General features: G+C 67.9%; 17 protein-coding genes. 6 read left to right on the forward strand and 11 right to left on the reverse strand.

Translation table 11 applies throughout. The features are described from left to right. Window positions 1–169 precede the first annotated feature (169 nt). Window positions 170–442, forward strand: coding sequence for a helix-turn-helix domain-containing protein (locus AC07YZ_RS07645; protein WP_494794318.1), 273 nt, complete (start codon window positions 170–172; stop codon window positions 440–442). Further along, window positions 442–1,254, forward strand: coding sequence for a HipA domain-containing protein (locus AC07YZ_RS07650; protein ID WP_494794319.1), 813 nt, complete (start codon window positions 442–444; stop codon window positions 1,252–1,254). The genes AC07YZ_RS07645 and AC07YZ_RS07650 overlap by 1 nt, the downstream gene beginning before the upstream one ends. Window positions 1,255–1,359: 105 nt before the next feature. Here AC07YZ_RS07650 and AC07YZ_RS07655 read toward each other — a convergent pair whose 3' ends face one another. The 9 genes from AC07YZ_RS07655 to pqqA all read right to left on the reverse strand — a co-directional run bounded on the left by AC07YZ_RS07655 (window position 1,360) and on the right by pqqA (window position 7,450). After that, window positions 1,360–2,148 (reverse strand): hypothetical protein, encoded by a 789-nt coding sequence (locus AC07YZ_RS07655; RefSeq protein ID WP_494794320.1) that lies wholly within the window; start codon window positions 2,146–2,148, stop codon window positions 1,360–1,362. Next, the gene (locus tag AC07YZ_RS07660; RefSeq protein WP_226465780.1) at window positions 2,145–2,669 is read right to left on the reverse strand and encodes a hypothetical protein; all 525 of its coding nucleotides are present in this window, start codon (window positions 2,667–2,669) and stop codon (window positions 2,145–2,147) included. The genes AC07YZ_RS07655 and AC07YZ_RS07660 overlap by 4 nt, the downstream gene beginning before the upstream one ends. Before the next feature lie 17 nt (window positions 2,670–2,686). Then, window positions 2,687–3,298, reverse strand: a complete 612-nt coding sequence (locus tag AC07YZ_RS07665; protein WP_494794321.1) for a hypothetical protein — start codon at window positions 3,296–3,298, stop codon at window positions 2,687–2,689. Then, complete coding sequence (locus AC07YZ_RS07670) at window positions 3,273–4,061, reverse strand: hypothetical protein (RefSeq protein ID WP_494794322.1); 789 nt, start codon at window positions 4,059–4,061, stop codon at window positions 3,273–3,275. The genes AC07YZ_RS07665 and AC07YZ_RS07670 overlap by 26 nt, the downstream gene beginning before the upstream one ends. Window positions 4,062–4,101: 40 nt before the next feature. Next, on the reverse strand, window positions 4,102–5,241 hold the full coding sequence (gene pqqE / locus AC07YZ_RS07675; protein ID WP_494794323.1) for a pyrroloquinoline quinone biosynthesis protein PqqE: 1,140 nt from the start codon (window positions 5,239–5,241) through the stop codon (window positions 4,102–4,104). Beyond that, window positions 5,225–5,488 carry a pyrroloquinoline quinone biosynthesis peptide chaperone PqqD gene (gene pqqD, locus AC07YZ_RS07680; RefSeq protein WP_226493754.1) on the reverse strand — a complete coding sequence of 88 codons (264 nt, stop codon included), beginning with the start codon at window positions 5,486–5,488 and terminating at the stop codon, window positions 5,225–5,227. The genes pqqE and pqqD overlap by 17 nt, the downstream gene beginning before the upstream one ends. A gap of 148 nt (window positions 5,489–5,636) precedes the next feature. Next, window positions 5,637–6,368, reverse strand: a complete 732-nt coding sequence (gene pqqC / locus AC07YZ_RS07685) for a pyrroloquinoline-quinone synthase PqqC (protein ID WP_494794324.1) — start codon at window positions 6,366–6,368, stop codon at window positions 5,637–5,639. A 10-nt stretch (window positions 6,369–6,378) separates the two neighbouring features. After that, the gene (gene pqqB / locus AC07YZ_RS07690) at window positions 6,379–7,296 is read right to left on the reverse strand and encodes a pyrroloquinoline quinone biosynthesis protein PqqB (protein WP_494794325.1); all 918 of its coding nucleotides are present in this window, start codon (window positions 7,294–7,296) and stop codon (window positions 6,379–6,381) included. 79 nt (window positions 7,297–7,375) lie between these two features. Next, complete coding sequence (gene pqqA, locus AC07YZ_RS07695) at window positions 7,376–7,450, reverse strand: pyrroloquinoline quinone precursor peptide PqqA (RefSeq protein ID WP_068167214.1); 75 nt, start codon at window positions 7,448–7,450, stop codon at window positions 7,376–7,378. Between the two features lie 78 nt (window positions 7,451–7,528). Between pqqA and AC07YZ_RS07700 the strand changes: the two genes are divergently transcribed. Continuing rightward, window positions 7,529–8,713, forward strand: coding sequence for an alpha/beta fold hydrolase (locus tag AC07YZ_RS07700; protein ID WP_494794326.1), 1,185 nt, complete (start codon window positions 7,529–7,531; stop codon window positions 8,711–8,713). 61 nt (window positions 8,714–8,774) lie between these two features. After that, window positions 8,775–9,842: an MBL fold metallo-hydrolase gene (locus AC07YZ_RS07705; protein ID WP_494794327.1), complete on the forward strand. Its 1,068-nt coding sequence runs from the start codon at window positions 8,775–8,777 to the stop codon at window positions 9,840–9,842. Window positions 9,843–9,851: 9 nt separating this feature from the next. On the opposite strand, the gene AC07YZ_RS07710 is transcribed toward AC07YZ_RS07705, so the two are convergent. Continuing rightward, a complete protein-coding gene (locus AC07YZ_RS07710; protein ID WP_226493749.1) occupies window positions 9,852–11,900 on the reverse strand; it encodes a sigma-54-dependent Fis family transcriptional regulator in 2,049 nt (682 codons plus the stop codon). Window positions 11,901–12,339: 439 nt separating this feature from the next. Here AC07YZ_RS07710 and pedF point away from each other — a divergent pair, with 439 nt between their 5' ends. Further along, entirely contained in the window at window positions 12,340–12,837 is a 498-nt protein-coding gene (gene pedF / locus AC07YZ_RS07715; protein WP_494794328.1) for a cytochrome c-550 PedF, read from the forward strand. Here pedF and AC07YZ_RS07720 read toward each other — a convergent pair. Then, window positions 12,810–13,271 carry a DUF8200 family protein gene (locus AC07YZ_RS07720; protein ID WP_494794329.1) on the reverse strand — a complete coding sequence of 154 codons (462 nt, stop codon included), beginning with the start codon at window positions 13,269–13,271 and terminating at the stop codon, window positions 12,810–12,812. The two genes, pedF and AC07YZ_RS07720, sit on opposite strands and share 28 nt — an antisense overlap. Here AC07YZ_RS07720 and AC07YZ_RS07725 point away from each other — a divergent pair. After that, complete coding sequence (locus tag AC07YZ_RS07725) at window positions 13,249–13,848, forward strand: substrate-binding periplasmic protein (protein WP_494794330.1); 600 nt, start codon at window positions 13,249–13,251, stop codon at window positions 13,846–13,848. The two genes, AC07YZ_RS07720 and AC07YZ_RS07725, sit on opposite strands and share 23 nt — an antisense overlap. Window positions 13,849–13,974: the final 126 nt, after the last annotated feature.

The raw sequence follows: 13,974 nt of genomic DNA on the forward strand, positions 1-13,974 counted from the left end.
GACGTGGTGCGTTGCTGCTTGGAAGGAGCGAGGCGGCTGGGGTCTGCCGGGGGCAGCCCCGCCGTCCATCATGGCTCTGTTCATCAATGACCGCTCGGTCATTTTTTCCTTGGCCGCAGGGGGTTGTGCACACAAAATTACCGATAGGTAATCAAGCAGGTGCACAACCATGCCCCATCCAAAAAAAGTCCCGATCGGTAATTCATCTGATCTGGCAGCGGTCGTCAAGACCTCGGCCGAGTTGGGCGCCCTCGTGCGAAACCAACGCGCCCGGCGCGCCCTGCGTCAGCTTGACGTAGCGGGCCTGGGCAACACCGGCAACCGCTTCATCGTCGAGCTGGAAAACGGCAAGCCCACCGTACAACTGCAGAAGGTGCTCGACCTGCTGGATCTGCTGGGCCTGGAGGTGGTGGTCCGGCCCAAATCGCAGCAGGCCATCTGATGGCCCGGCCCGACACGCTGGACGTGTTCTTCGGCACCGAGCGCGTGGGCGCGGTGCGCGACGCATCGCCCCTCGTCTTTGAATACGCAGCCAGCTGGCTGCAGCGCGCCCAGCCCCGGCCCGTGGCCGCCATTCCCTTGCTGCCCGGCCCACAGCGGTCCGATGCCGTGCAGGTCTTCTTTGAAAATCTGCTGCCCGAAGGCGAGCTGCGCGTCTACCTCTCCGGGCAGCGCAAAGCCTCCACCCTGTTTGCGATGTTGCTGGAGGTGGCGGGTGACACGGCCGGTGGCTTCGTGCTGCTGCCCGCCGGTCAGGTGCCGCAGCCGGCCAGCTACGAGGCCACCACATGGGCCGCGCTGGACCTGCGCCACCTGGTGCAGTGGGTGTTCTTCAACCTCTACACCGGCAACAACGACGGCCACGCCAAGAACCTGTCCATCTACGAGCTGCCCGGTGCTGGTGTGCGGCTCACCCCGTTTTACGACCTCATGTGCACCCGCATCTACCCCGGCCTCTCGCGCGAATTCGCGTTCGGTCTGGGCGGTGAAGTGTTGCCCGGCCAGGTGGGCCGCGAGCAGGTGACCGCGCTGGCGCGCGAGCTGGGCATGGGCGCACCCTTCCTGCAAAAGACCGCCGCCGAACTTGCGCGCCAGCTACCGGCTGCGCTGCAGGGGGCGTGCGATGAGCTGGCGCCGCTGCTCGCGCCCAGTGGGCGGGTGTTTCTGGAGAAACTGCGCTTGTGGGTGGTGTCGAACACGGCGAAGACAGCGGAGCGGCTGGCGGGAGCTGATGAGCAGCGTGGCACCAAGTGAAACTATGGTGTCGGCACAACGTTCACCCACTTGCTGCGCAGCTTCAAGGGCATGGCCACCAAGCGGCCAGAGTGCCAAGCCTTGTTGCAGACCGATGTTGCTGCCTCATCGCTCCCACTCCGCCGTGAGAACGCCTCCCGTCAGGAAGCCATTGGGCACTTTTTCCTCCCGCTCAAACTTCACCAGTCCCTCGCCCTGGCAGTACCACTCGCGGCTGATCAGGGGTACGTCGGTGAAACCGTTCACCGGGTCGGTGTAGAGGTTCAGGCGGGCCAGGCCGACCACGCGCAGGCAGGGTTGGTGGGTGCTGCCATCGGCGAGCTTCACGCTGTCGTCCACGGCTTCGATGCGCCAGGTCATCTGCGCCTTGTGGGTGTATTTCAGGTCGCGCGGGTGTTCGTTCCGGCGCTGGATCAGGTAGGGCACGGTAGGCGTGGTCCATTCGGTGCCGACCTGGTACGGAGCTTTCAGCACCCAGATCGGGTCGGCGTCGGCCGTGGGCTGGTTGTCGATGTCGGTGCGGGTGGCGATGCGGCGGATGCCTTGCTCGTCCGCCTTGAGGTAGTAGCTCACGCCGGCGGAGTGGTGGCGCACGGCGACGGTCTGGTCTTGAAACGTCTCGGGCTGGGCCACGCGCAGGGTCCATTGTTCGGGTTCGCGGGGCTCTTCGCTGGTGTAGCGCACGGCCAGGGTTTGTTCGTCGCCTTCGCGCAGGGGGAACCAGTCATTGCCTTGGTTGCTGGGGTTGCAGGCGGTGAGGAGGAGGGTGGCTGCTGTGGTCGCGATGGTGGTGGTGATGGGTGAGGTGTGGGCGCGCGGGCCCTCACCCCGACCCTCTCCCGCGGGCGGGAGAGGGGGCAAGACACTGCGGCTGGTTGGGGTGCGAGCGCTCATTTTTCGGGTAACTGGGCGCGTGGCAGGTCCGTCAACTTGATCTCCACCTTGTCGTTGCTCGCGGGCAGCAGCCAGGCCAGGCCGCCCTGGCCGCGTTTGGGCTCGGTGCTGCCCATCTGGGTGTTGCCTTCGCGCGCCTTCTTGATGCCGTCACCGAGGATGCGGTGCAGGTCTTTTTCATACGGCAGGCGAAACACGCGCGGCATTTCCAGCGGCGCGTTGTCTTTCATGGGGTTGACCCAGATGTAGATGGCACCCTTGTGGCCGCGGCCGGGGCTGGGTTCGTCGAACACGGCCGAGAGCAGCATGAAGCGTTTGGGCAGCGCGTCGTCGCTCGGCCAGCCGGCGATGCCTTGCAGTGTGTGGTGGCCAAACACATAGAAGCCGCTGACCAGCAGCACCATCGCGCCCTTCACGGCCCAGGGCCAGCGCGTGGCCAGGCACAGGCAGAGCAGCAGGAACGCGAGCAGCGCGTACACCAGCACGAGCAGCAGCAACTGGGAGGAGACGGCAGGGATCATGGTGTTTCTTGTGGGGATCAGAGTCCGGCGCGCTGCACGATCGTCAAGGGCCGGGTGTTGAGGTCGGTGACGCTGCCTCCCTCGTCGATGCTGAAGCGCACCAGGGTGCGTTCGTCGCCCTTGGCGGGGATCTGCTGCGTGCCGGTGTAGACGATCTCGGCCTGCGGGTTGACCTTCACCACGGCCACCGACACGTCCACCGGCAGCTTGTCCTTGCTTTCGTAGTAGTGCGCGTTCACCACGTATTCGCCCGGCACCAGGCCGCGCAGGGTGACGATCTCCTGGCGGACCGGGCTGCTGATCTCGCGGCCGTTGACGAGCACGCTGTTGTTCTTGGCGCCGCGGTCGTCGCGGTCCAGGTGCAGCATGCCGGCGTCGCGCTGGCGGAACCACAGCGTCTTGCCGCCGGGCTCCAGCACCCAGGCGTCCACGTCGTTGGGGTTGTTGTCGGGCCAGGACACGGTGACGATGAACTCGGCCTTGGCCGGGATGTCGCCGGCCTTGCGGGCCTTGGGGTTGAACGAGAGCAGGGCGATGACGAAGCAGAAGACGAAGGCGATCAACATGTTGAACAACATGTCGTAGAACGGATCGGTCTCGGTGTCACGGACCGCGCGGCCGATCGCCATGGGGCGGCTCCTGCGGTGGGGTGGCGGGCGGCGTGAGGCCGGCGGCCAGGGTGTCGGCCACCAGGGCGTCGGCAAAGCGGTCGAGCCGCATGAGCTGCAGGCCGAGCAGGATGTTGCCGGTGAGGCCGGTCACGGTGGTGAGCAGCGCGATGCCCAGGCCGCCGGTGAGGTTCTTGAGCAGCAGCGACGACTGGCTGGCGTCGAAGCTGTCCATCTGGCCGAGCTGCAGCGCGAGGATGGAAAAGCCGATCACCTTGCCGAGCAGGCCGAGCTTGAGCTGGATGCCGTTGAGCCACCAGGCCATTTCGTGCGGGCCGTGGGCGCGCTCGCCCAGCACCTGCAGCCAGATGGAATGATCGGCACCGGGCAGTGCGCAGCCCTGGTGGTATTCGGCGCTCCAGCCGGTGGGTGACGTGGGGTGGTGCGCTGCGGCGAGCTGCGCGTCGAGCCGCTGGCGTTGCCAGCCCAGCATCCAGGCGCGGCGCCCGGCCCAGACCGAGCAACCGATGAACAGCAGCACGATGGTGACGGTCAGGCCCGTCGGGTCGGCGTCCACCAGCCGATGCCAGGCACCGGCCTGCCACAACAGCAGGGCGCCAAACACCAGCAGGCCCATGTAGGCCAGCCAGAGCAGGAACAGGCCGTGCTCCATGCGCTCCAGCGCGAGCGTGCCGTGGCTGGCGCCGGGTATGCGGCTCACCAGCGAGGCACCGAGCATGCGGTGGTGTGGGGCGCTGGCGGTCGGCGCTGCGGGCGGGCTCATGTGTGAGCGGGCTGTGGGGCGTTCGGGCCCGGCGCTGCGCTCATGGCGCGGGGTGCAGCGCGCGCGACTCGGCGTCGCTGCGGAACACGATGGGGATGTTGCGCCGCGCGGGTGCGTTCTTCACCACCTGCACCACCTTGTGGTGGTGGGCCGACTTGCTGCACACCGGGTCGGTCTCGGTGGCGTCGCCGGTGATCAGGAAGGCCTGGCAGCGGCAACCGCCAAAGTCTTTATGGCGTTCGTCACAGGTTCGGCAGGTGGGCTTCATCCAGCTGTCGCCCCGGTAGGCGTTGAAGGCGGTGCTGCGCTCCCAGATGTCGGCGATGGGCGTGTCTTTCACGTTGGGCAGCTGCAGGCCGGGCAGGTCGCGCGCGTTGTGGCAGGGCATGGCCAGGCCGTCGGGGGCAATGGAGAGGAACACCGCGCCCCAGCCGTTCATGCAGGCCTTGGGCCGCTCTTCAAAGTAGTCGGGCACCACGAACAGCACGCGGCATTTCGGGCCGATCTTTCCTTCCTGCTCAGCGCGGAAGCGGTTCACCACGGCCTCGGCTTCCACGAGTTCTTCGCGCGTGGGCATCAAATGGTCCCGGTTGACCCAGGCCCAGCCGTAGTACTGCGTGTTGGCGAGCTCCAGGTACTCGGCTTCGAGTGCCACCGCCATCTCGATGATCTTGCCCACGTGCGGCAGGTTGTGCCGGTGCAGCACGCAGTTCATCACCATCGGCCAGTCGTGCGCCTTGATCAGCTTGGCCACGCGCTGCTTGAGCTCGAAGGTCTTGGTGTGGCTCAGAAAATCGTTCAGCTCCCGGGTGGAGTCCTGGAACGAGAGCTGCACGTGGTCGAGCCCGGCGTCTTTGAGCTTCTGCGCACGCGCGGGTGTGAGGCCCACGCCGGAGGTGATGAGGTTGGTGTAGTAGCCCATGGCATGGGCTTCCTGCACCAGTTCTTCCAGGTCGTCGCGCAGCAGCGGCTCGCCGCCCGAAAAGCCCAATTGCGCCGCGCCCAGCTTGCGCGCCTGCCGCATCACGTCCACCCACTGCGCGGTGCTCATCTCGTCGTGGATGTGCGCGTGCTGCGTGGGGTTGTAGCAAAACACGCAGTGCAGCGGGCACTTGTAGGTCAGCTCGACCAGCAGCCAGAGCGGCTGGCCGACGGTGGGGGGGTCAGTCGATCCAGCCACGGCGTTGTCCTTCCTCAAGAAGTGCGCGCACTTCGGGCGCAATGCCTTGCGCGTTGAACGCGGCTTCCAGCTCGGCGACGATGCCTTCAAACGTCCGCTCGCCGTCGCAACGCTGCAGGATTTCAGCGGCCGATGGGTTGAGCTGCACCATGCCCTCGGGGTACAGCAACACCCAGCGGCTTTGCGCTTCCTCGTACTGCAGGCGGAAGCGCCGCGAGAGCTTGGGTTGATTCGGCAACGTACTCATCGCAGTGCCCATATGGGTTGTTCGATGCGGCGCAGAAACCTGTCCGGCGTGCGTGTCAATCCCAGCACACGCCGAAGATCCGGCTTTGCCGGTCCAAAGGCGTGGTCCCCCTGGGGGGAAGCCGCGAAGCGGCGCAGGGGGGAGTTCATCACTGACAGGCTTTCTCGATCGCGTCGAGCATGGTCCACAAAATGTCCAGCTTGAACTGCAGGATGTCCAGCGCGTGGTGCTGGGCCTGCCGGGTCTGGAAGTGCGCCAGCGTGACCTGCAGACCGTGTTTGACGTCGCGCGTGGCCAGCGGAATGCGGTTGCGGAAATAGGCCAGGCCGTCGGACTCGATCCAGGGGTAGTGCGTGGGCCAGGTGGCCAGGCGGTCTTTGTGGATCTGCGGCGCGAACATCTCGGTGAGCGAGGAGCACACGGCTTCCTGCCACGGCGCCTTGGCCGCGAAGTTCACGTAGGCGTCGCAGGCGAAACGCACCGCGGGCACCACGCCCAGCAGCGACCACAGGTCTTCGCGCGAGATGCCGACCGCCTCGCCCAGTCGCGTCCAGGCTTCGATGCCGCCCGCGGCCGATCCTTCAAAGTCACCATGGCCGTCGTGGTCCAGGATGCGCTCCAGCCACAGCCGGCGGTGCGCGCGGTCGGGCATGTTGGCGAGGATGGCGGCGTCCTTGCGCGGGATGCAGATCTGGTAATAGAAGCGGTTGGCCACCCAGCAGCGGATCTCGTCGGGCGTGCAGCCACCGGCGTTCATGCGCACGTTGAACGGGTGGTGGATGTGGTACGAGCGGCCCTTGTCGCGCAGCTGGGCCTCGAAGGCTTCGGGGCTCCAGGCGGGCAGGTGGTTGTCGTTGCGGATGGCTTGGGCGATTTCCATGGTGCGGGCTCTAAAAAACTATGTCCATGCCGTCGTGGGCAACCTCGATGCCATGAGCCGTGAGTTCGGCCCGTTCGTCGGAGTCTTCCACCAGCATGGGGTTGGTGTTGTTGATGTGGATGAGGATCTTGCGGATGTGGGCGGGCAGGCGGTCGAGCTGTTCGACCATGCCGCCAGGCCCGCTCTGCGGCAGGTGGCCCAGGTCGGTGGCGGTCTTGCTGTGCAGGCCCATGCGCTGCATTTCGTCGTTGGTCCAGAAGGTGCCGTCGACCAGCACCACCGAACAAGTGGCCATGAGCTCCAGCAGCGCTGGCGTGACCTCGCCCAGGCCGGGCGCGTAGAACACGCGCTGGCCGTTCAGCGGGTTGGTGATCACCAGGCCGATGTTGTCGCCTGGGCGCGGGTTGCCGCGAAACGGGGAATACGGGGGCGGCTTGGACGAGAGCGACACGCACTGCAGCTGCACATCGGGCAGGCCGGGCACGGGCAGCGTGCGGCCGTCGATGGCCAGCGCATGCGTGCTCACGCCGCAGAAGTGGGAGAGGATTCGGGTGATGGGAAAACCGTCGGACAGGTCCGAGAGCACCTCGGGCGTGGCCAGCAGGGGCAGCGGCGTCTGGCGCTCGCGCAACATCAGGAGGCCGGTGACGTGGTCGATCTGCGCGTCGATCAGCAGCGCGGCGGCGATGCCGCTGTCGCGGATGGCGCGGGCCGGCTGCAGCTCGGGGTTGTCGCGGATCTGGGTCAGGATGTCGGGCGAGGCGTTGACCAGCAGCCAGTCGGTTCCGTTGGCACTGACCGCGATGGACGACTGCGTGCGTGCACGCGCCTTGAGCGTGCCGCGGCGAAAGCCGTCACAGTTGGGGCAGTTGCAGTTCCATTGCGGGAAGCCCCCACCGGCGGACGATCCGAGAACCCGTATGCGCATGTCAGTTCACCGTGGAAAGGAACAAAAAAGGCGCACGTGTGGTCGACCCGTGCGCCCCGATCACATCTGCCAGCGCCGCTCAGCGGTTGGCGATGTACATCGTGATTTCGAAGCCGAAACGCAGGTCGGTGAAAGCGGGGGTGGTCCATTGCATGGTTTGTCTCCAGTAAAGTGGGTTGGCATGAAACATGTCTGCGAACTTGTCAGCACCACTGCACCTCAAGCCGCCACCATGTTCAGCAATATCGATGCCACAAACCACCAGGCTAGGGACAACCCTGAGCCGGTGCGTGGCGCCAGCCTGCGCAGCGCCTGGCCGCGGCCTGCGGTGTTGCCGCTCGGGCGCGGTCACCGCATGGCGTTTCGCACCGTGGGCGACCCGCGGGGTGAGCCCTGGTTGCTGCTGCACGGCGGGCCGGGCAGCGGCTGCCAGCCCGGCATGTTGGCGCCGCTGGATCTGTCGCGCCAGTGGGCGGTTGCGCCCGACCAGCGCGGCTGCGGCGCCAGCCGCCCCAGAGGGAAAACCACCGCCAACACCACCCACGCGCTGGTGGCCGATCTGGAGACGCTGCGGCGGCATCTGGGCGTCGAGCGCTGGTCGCTGCTGGCGGGGTCGTGGGGCACGGTGGTGGCGCTGGCTTATGCCAAGGCGCACCCGCAGCGGGTGCAGCGCCTGGTGTTGCGCGGCGCTTTCGCGCTGAGCCGGCGCGAGGTGGGCGGGCTGCTGCAGCCCCCGGTGCGCACGCTGGGCGCGCTCGGCCCGGAGCCCGCCTGGCCCGCCAGGCCCGGTCGGTCTGTGCCAGCGGTGCTGGCCCGGCTGAGACAACTGCTTCAAAGTGGAACACCCGGTGTTGCAACACTGCGCGTGGTTCGGCGCTGGAGCCTGCTGGAGTCGGCGGCGGCGGGCCGGGGCATGCGGCGCAGCCTGCGGCACGCCTCGCAAGGTGTTGGCGATCTCCCAGGGGGCGGGCCAGGGCCCGGGGAGACGGCCAACCCGTTCTCAGGGCCGGGGCGCGCCGCGCTGGCCGCCGCGATCCGGCGCGATTGGGCGCAGCTGCGGCGCCGGCAACGGCGCGCCCAGGCGCGGGCACACCAGCGGGGGCCGGGCCGCAGCGAGCGCGCCGCGCTGGACAAATACCGCGTCCAGGCGCACTACCTGCGGCGCCAGGGTTTTGTGCGGCCCGGTGAACTCGACCGCGCGGTGTTGCTGCTGGCGCAGCGGGGTGTGCCCGTGGACTGGGTGCACGGCCGCTTCGACGCCATCTGCCCGCCGCAGAACAGCCGCGCCTGGGCCGCCCTGGGCGCGCGCACCGCGCCGCCATGCGCCACGCTGCACCAGCCACCGAGCGGACACCTGGGGAGCGAGCCCGCCATGCTCGCGGCGCTGCGCGCCTGCGTGCGGGGGAGGCCGGCATGAGCGCCGCACGGCCGTTCCGAAGGCGCTCAGCCCCGCAGTGCGCAGCACGGAGGGTTGTCCAGTGAGCGCCGCGCTGCGTGCCCTGGTGCGGTGGCTTGGGCGCGGCGGCGGGCCGCTGCTGCTGTGGCTGGCCGGCGTGGGTGGTCTGTGGGGTGCTGCGGCCCCGGCGCAGGCCGGCCCTGCAGAAGCGCCCGACTGCGGCCAGGCCGAGGCCGTGCCCTGGCAGCGGCTGGCGCCGGGCGCGTGGGTCTGGCCGTCCGCCTTGCCGAGTGACATCTCAGCGCTTAACGCCGGCCATGTGGCGCCCACCAGTGTGGTGATCGACGGCGGCGAGGCGCTCGTGATCGACCCCGGCCCCAGCCACCAGCACGGTCTGCGCGTGCGCGCATCGCTGGCTTGCCGCTTCCAGGCCCGGGTGCGCTGGATCGTCAACACCCATGCGCACGCGGAGAACGTGCTCGCCAACTCGGCCTTTGCCGACCTGCTGGCCGCGGGCCGGCTGGAGATCCTGGCCAGCGCGCCCACGCGCGAGGCCATGCGGCGGCGCTGCCCGGACTGCCTGGCCAGCCTGAGCGCGAAGCTCGGGGCCGACGCGATGGCGGGCACGCAGATCGTGCTGCCCAGCCGCACGCTCACCGAAGGCGAGGTCTTGCGTGTGGGGCGGCACCGCCTGCGGGTGATGCGCGTTGAGCAGGGCCACACCGAAGGCGATCTGGTGCTGTGGAGCGCGCGCGAGCGCCTGCTGTGGGCCGGCGGGCTGGTGTACGGAGAACGGGTGCCCGAGCTGGCCCAGGGCAGCGTGGACGGCTGGCTCGCGGCGCTGGAGCGGCTGGCCGCGCTGCGCCCGCGTGTGCTGGTGTCCAGCACGGTGTCGCGCGCCGTGGCGCCGGGCGCTCTGCCGCCAGCGCTGACGGACACCCGCCACTACCTCGCCGACCTGCGTGCCGGTGTGCTGCAGGCCATGGACCGGGGCCTGCAGGCCAGCGAATCGGGCACCGTGGCGCTGCCAGCCTACCGGACCTGGGCCGGACACACCGAGCGCCACGACTTCAACGTGCAGCGCGCCTGGCGCGAGCTGGAGCCGGTGTGGATGGAGAGGAGTGACCCCTCCGCGCCGGAAACGCACTAGCGCCGGGAGTCACAAGACATCCGGTGGGAGCTGGTCCTTCTTGCGGTAGATGGTGTTGCGCGACACGCCCAGCGCCTTGGCCGCGGCCGACACGTTGCCCTTGTGCAGCCGCAGCATCTGCGCCATGGCGCTCAGGGCCACGTCCTGCAGCCGGCCGCCCTCGGCGATGGGGTCGGGCATCGGGGCGGTACTGGGCATGTCGGGCAGGGGCGGCGCTGGTGTGGCGTGGCCGAGAAAGCGCGCCGCGATCGGGTTGGGCAGGCCGTGCTCCAGCTCTTCCAGGAAATCGTCGGGCAGGTGCTCCATCTCGATCGAGCCCTGGCAGCCCACCATGACCACCGCCGTGCGCAGCAGGTTGTGCAACTGGCGGAAATTGCCCGGCCAGTGGTAGCGCTTGAACAGGTCCATCACCTGGGTCGAGATGCCGATCTGGGCGGCGTTTTCGCACAGCGTGTGCAGGATCTTCTTCACCACGAGTTCGAAGTCCGTGCGTTCGCGCAGCGCCGGCAGCCGCACCACCAGACCGTTGAGGCGGTAGTAGAGGTCTTCGCGGAAGTCGCCGCGCGCGATCATGTCCTTGATGTTCTTGTGGGTGGCGCAGACCACGGCCACGTCCACGTCCACTTCCTTGCCCGCGCCCAGCGGGCTGACCCGGCGCTCCTGCAGCACGCGCAGCAACCGCGCCTGCAGGTGTTTGGGCATGTCGCCGATCTCGTCGAGGAACAGCGTGCCGCCATGCGCCTGCAGGATCTTGCCGATGGAGCCCTTCTTGCGCGCACCGGTGAACGCGCCTTCTTCGTAGCCGAAGAGCTCGGACTCGATCAGCGTTTCGGGGATGGAGGCGCAGTTCACCGACACGAAGGGCTGCGCCGAACGCGGTGAGTCGCCGTGGATGGCCTGGGCCAGCAGGTCCTTGCCGGTACCGGTCTCGCCCAGGATCATGACCGGGATGTCCTTGCCCGAGACCATGCGCAGCTTGTGGATCACGTTGGACACCTGGGGGTCTCCCGTGTCCAGGTAGTGCAGGGTGGAGAACTGCATTTTCTTCACGCTGGTTTTGAACGGTGCGGCGGGCGCGCCGGCCTGGGCCTCGGCAGCGGGCTCCTGGTCCTGCCCCATGGGCTTGGCCGAGGACCAGGGGTTGGCCTGCTTGATCTTGGCGCGGCACCACACCGACACCCCGTTGTGCAGACACAGCTGTTTCGGGTTGGGCATGGCGCCGCTGAACAGCTCGAACAGCGCCGAGATCGGCAGGCCGAACAGCGAGGAAAAGGTGTGGGCCTTGAGCGCGGCGAAGGGCAGCCCGATCTGGAACTGCGCGCTGCGGTTGGCCGAGATGAAGCGCCCCTCGGGCGAAAACACCGCGATGCCCTCGACCAGGGTGCCGAGAAATTCGGAGCGCGTGTGGAAGTGGATGCGGATCGCCTTGGGGAAGATGTCGGCGAACATGTGGTTCTCGATCATCTGCGCCGACATGCGCACCAGCGCCAGCGTGTGCTGGTGAAAGCTGCGGTGGTCGCCCGTGACGTCCAGCGCGCCGATGACCTGACCGTAAGGGTCGAAGATGGGCGCGGCCGAGCAGGTGAGGAACTTGTTGGCGTTCAGGTAGTGCTGGTTGCCGTGCACCGTGAGCGCTTCTTCCTCGGTGAGCGCGGTGCCGATGGCGTTGGTGCCCTTGGTCTGCTCCGACCAGTCCATGCCCGGCGTGAGCGCCACGCGCGAGGCTTTTTCCAGGAAGTCGGTGTCGCCCAGCGAGTGCAGCACCATGCCCTTGGCCGAGGTCAGCAGCACCATGCTGTGGGTGTTGACGATCTGGTCGTACAGCGTCTCCATGACGGGCGCGGCGTGCTGGAACAGAAAACGGTTTTCGTCCAGGGCCTCGGTCAGCGCCACGCGGCCCGGGCTTGAGAAGTCGGGCTCGGTGTTGGCGGTGATGCCATACGCCTGGGACCGCTGGTGCGACTGCACGATCGGGTCCGGCCCCGCCTCGGCTGAGGCGGCGGGCGGCGCAGGCTCGGCGCCTCTCCCGATGGGGCGCGTGTACATGGCGGCACTCATGTCGTCTCCTGGGTCCGAGGGAAGTCCCCCCCAGTAGTCCATCGGCCATCGCGGATCTTGCGATGCCTCCCGGGGTGCGTTCTCTTCGGTCTTCTGTGGGTCTTGGCTCATGTGATTCTCATCAGTTATGTCCCGCGAAGCAACACTGGTATTCCCGGTGTGATACTGCGCGTGCCTGTTGTCTCCAACAGGGACATAGCAAGTAACCCGCCACCGCCCCCGGGGGGCGCCTTCGCCCGGAAAGCCGGGAAACGGCCCCGCCGTTGTGTCACGCGGCCTGTCCCTCACGGCGCAACTGATTCAATTTGGAACACTTTGCGAGGCAGGGCCTTGCAGGGCGAACACAAGCCCCGGCGGGGCATTCGGGGGCGATGGCGTTGGTGGCCTGCTATTTGCTACCCACAAGCTTGAATCACCCTGACAACCGGAGACAAGCCCCATGAAATTCCTTTCCTTCCCCCCTGCCGCGCGTGGCGCACTGCGCGTCGTCGCCCTGGGCGCCAGCGCCCTCGTGACCGCCGCCGTGATGGCCCACGGCGATGTGACGCCCCAGGCCGTGGACACCAGCACACTGCCCCAGCTCGGCGCCAAGTGGCTCGACGCCAACCCCTACAACGCGCAAAGCCCGGCCCGTGGCGAAGCGCTGCGCATCGGCACCTCGGCCTACAACCAGAACTGCGCCCGCTGCCACGGGCTCGAAGCCATCTCGGGCGGCATCTCGCCCGACCTGCGCAAGCTCGACAGCGACTGCACCGGCTTCGCCGACGCCGAGAAGAAAGCCACCTGCTTCAAGGAGATGGACGACTACTTCCTCTCCACCGTGCGGCGCGGGCGTGTGCGCGACGGCCGCGTCTACATGCCCCCGTTCGAAGGTACGCTGTCACAGGAAGCCATCTGGTCGATCCGCACCTACATCGAAACCCGTCGCGAGCCCTGAGCGCCTGTCGGTTGAGTCCGCCCGTCTCGCCTGGTTCGACCGACCGGACCCGCACCTTTCCATGTCGAACGCCGAGCCGGCACAGACCGAGCCTTCCACCCACCGGAGACAGACACCATGCGAAACACCTCAACCCCTGCCGCCTCGGCGCTCAACCGCCGGCAGGTGCTGGGCGGCGCGCTGCTGCCCCTGCTGGCCGCGGTGTCGCCCGCGCAGGCCCAGACCGAGCTCAGTGACCTGGCCCGCATCCGCGCCAGCGGCGCGCTCAAGGTCGCGGTGTACAAGGACAACGCGCCGTTCTCCGACGGCGCCGTGACCGACATGAAAGGGCTGGACGTGGCCCTGGCCGAAGCGTTGGCCCGACAGCTGGGCCTCAAGCTCTCGCTGCTGCCCTTCGACGCCGGCGAGAACATGGGCGACGACCTGCGCAACATGGTCTGGAAGGGGCACTACCTGGGCTACGGCCCGGCCGATGTGATGCTGCAGGTGCCCGCCGACAAATACCTGGCGCAGAAGAACCCCCAGGTGCGGATCCTGGAGCCGTACATGCGGCAGTCGCTGGTGCTGGTGCACGACACGCGGCGCCTGCCCAGCGCGGCGGCCCCCGAAGACCTCAAGGGCCTGCCGCTGGCGGCCGAGCGCGGCGCGGGCGCGGCCAGCGTGCTCATGGGTTATGGCGGGGGGCTGCTGCGCACGCAGGTCTCGATCCACAACACCGGCACCGAGGCGGTCCAGGCCGCGGTGGACGGCAAAGTGGCGGCGGCCTTCGTGACGCGGGCGCAGGCCGAATCGGTGCTGTCGCGTCACCCGGACAGCGCGGGACAGTTCCGCATCAGCAAGATCAACTTCAACAACGGCATCGCCGACACCGGCTGGCCCGTGGGCATGGCGATCAAGTCGGCGAACAAGGAACTGGGCCAGGCCCTCGAAGCCGCGATGAAATCCCTGCGCGACAGCGGTGAGCTGCTGAAGATCTTCCAGCAGAACGGGTTAACGTTGACCGCGCCATGACAAGGCACCCCCCTGCGCCGCTGCGCGGCTTCCCCCCAGGGGGACCACGCCCTTGGACCGGCAAAGCCGGATCTTCGGCGTGTGTCGGGTGAATTCACTTTCTCCGGAAAAGTGTTCGGAGGAAGT

The organism is Hydrogenophaga sp. GW101-3F08, from assembly GCF_059424585.1.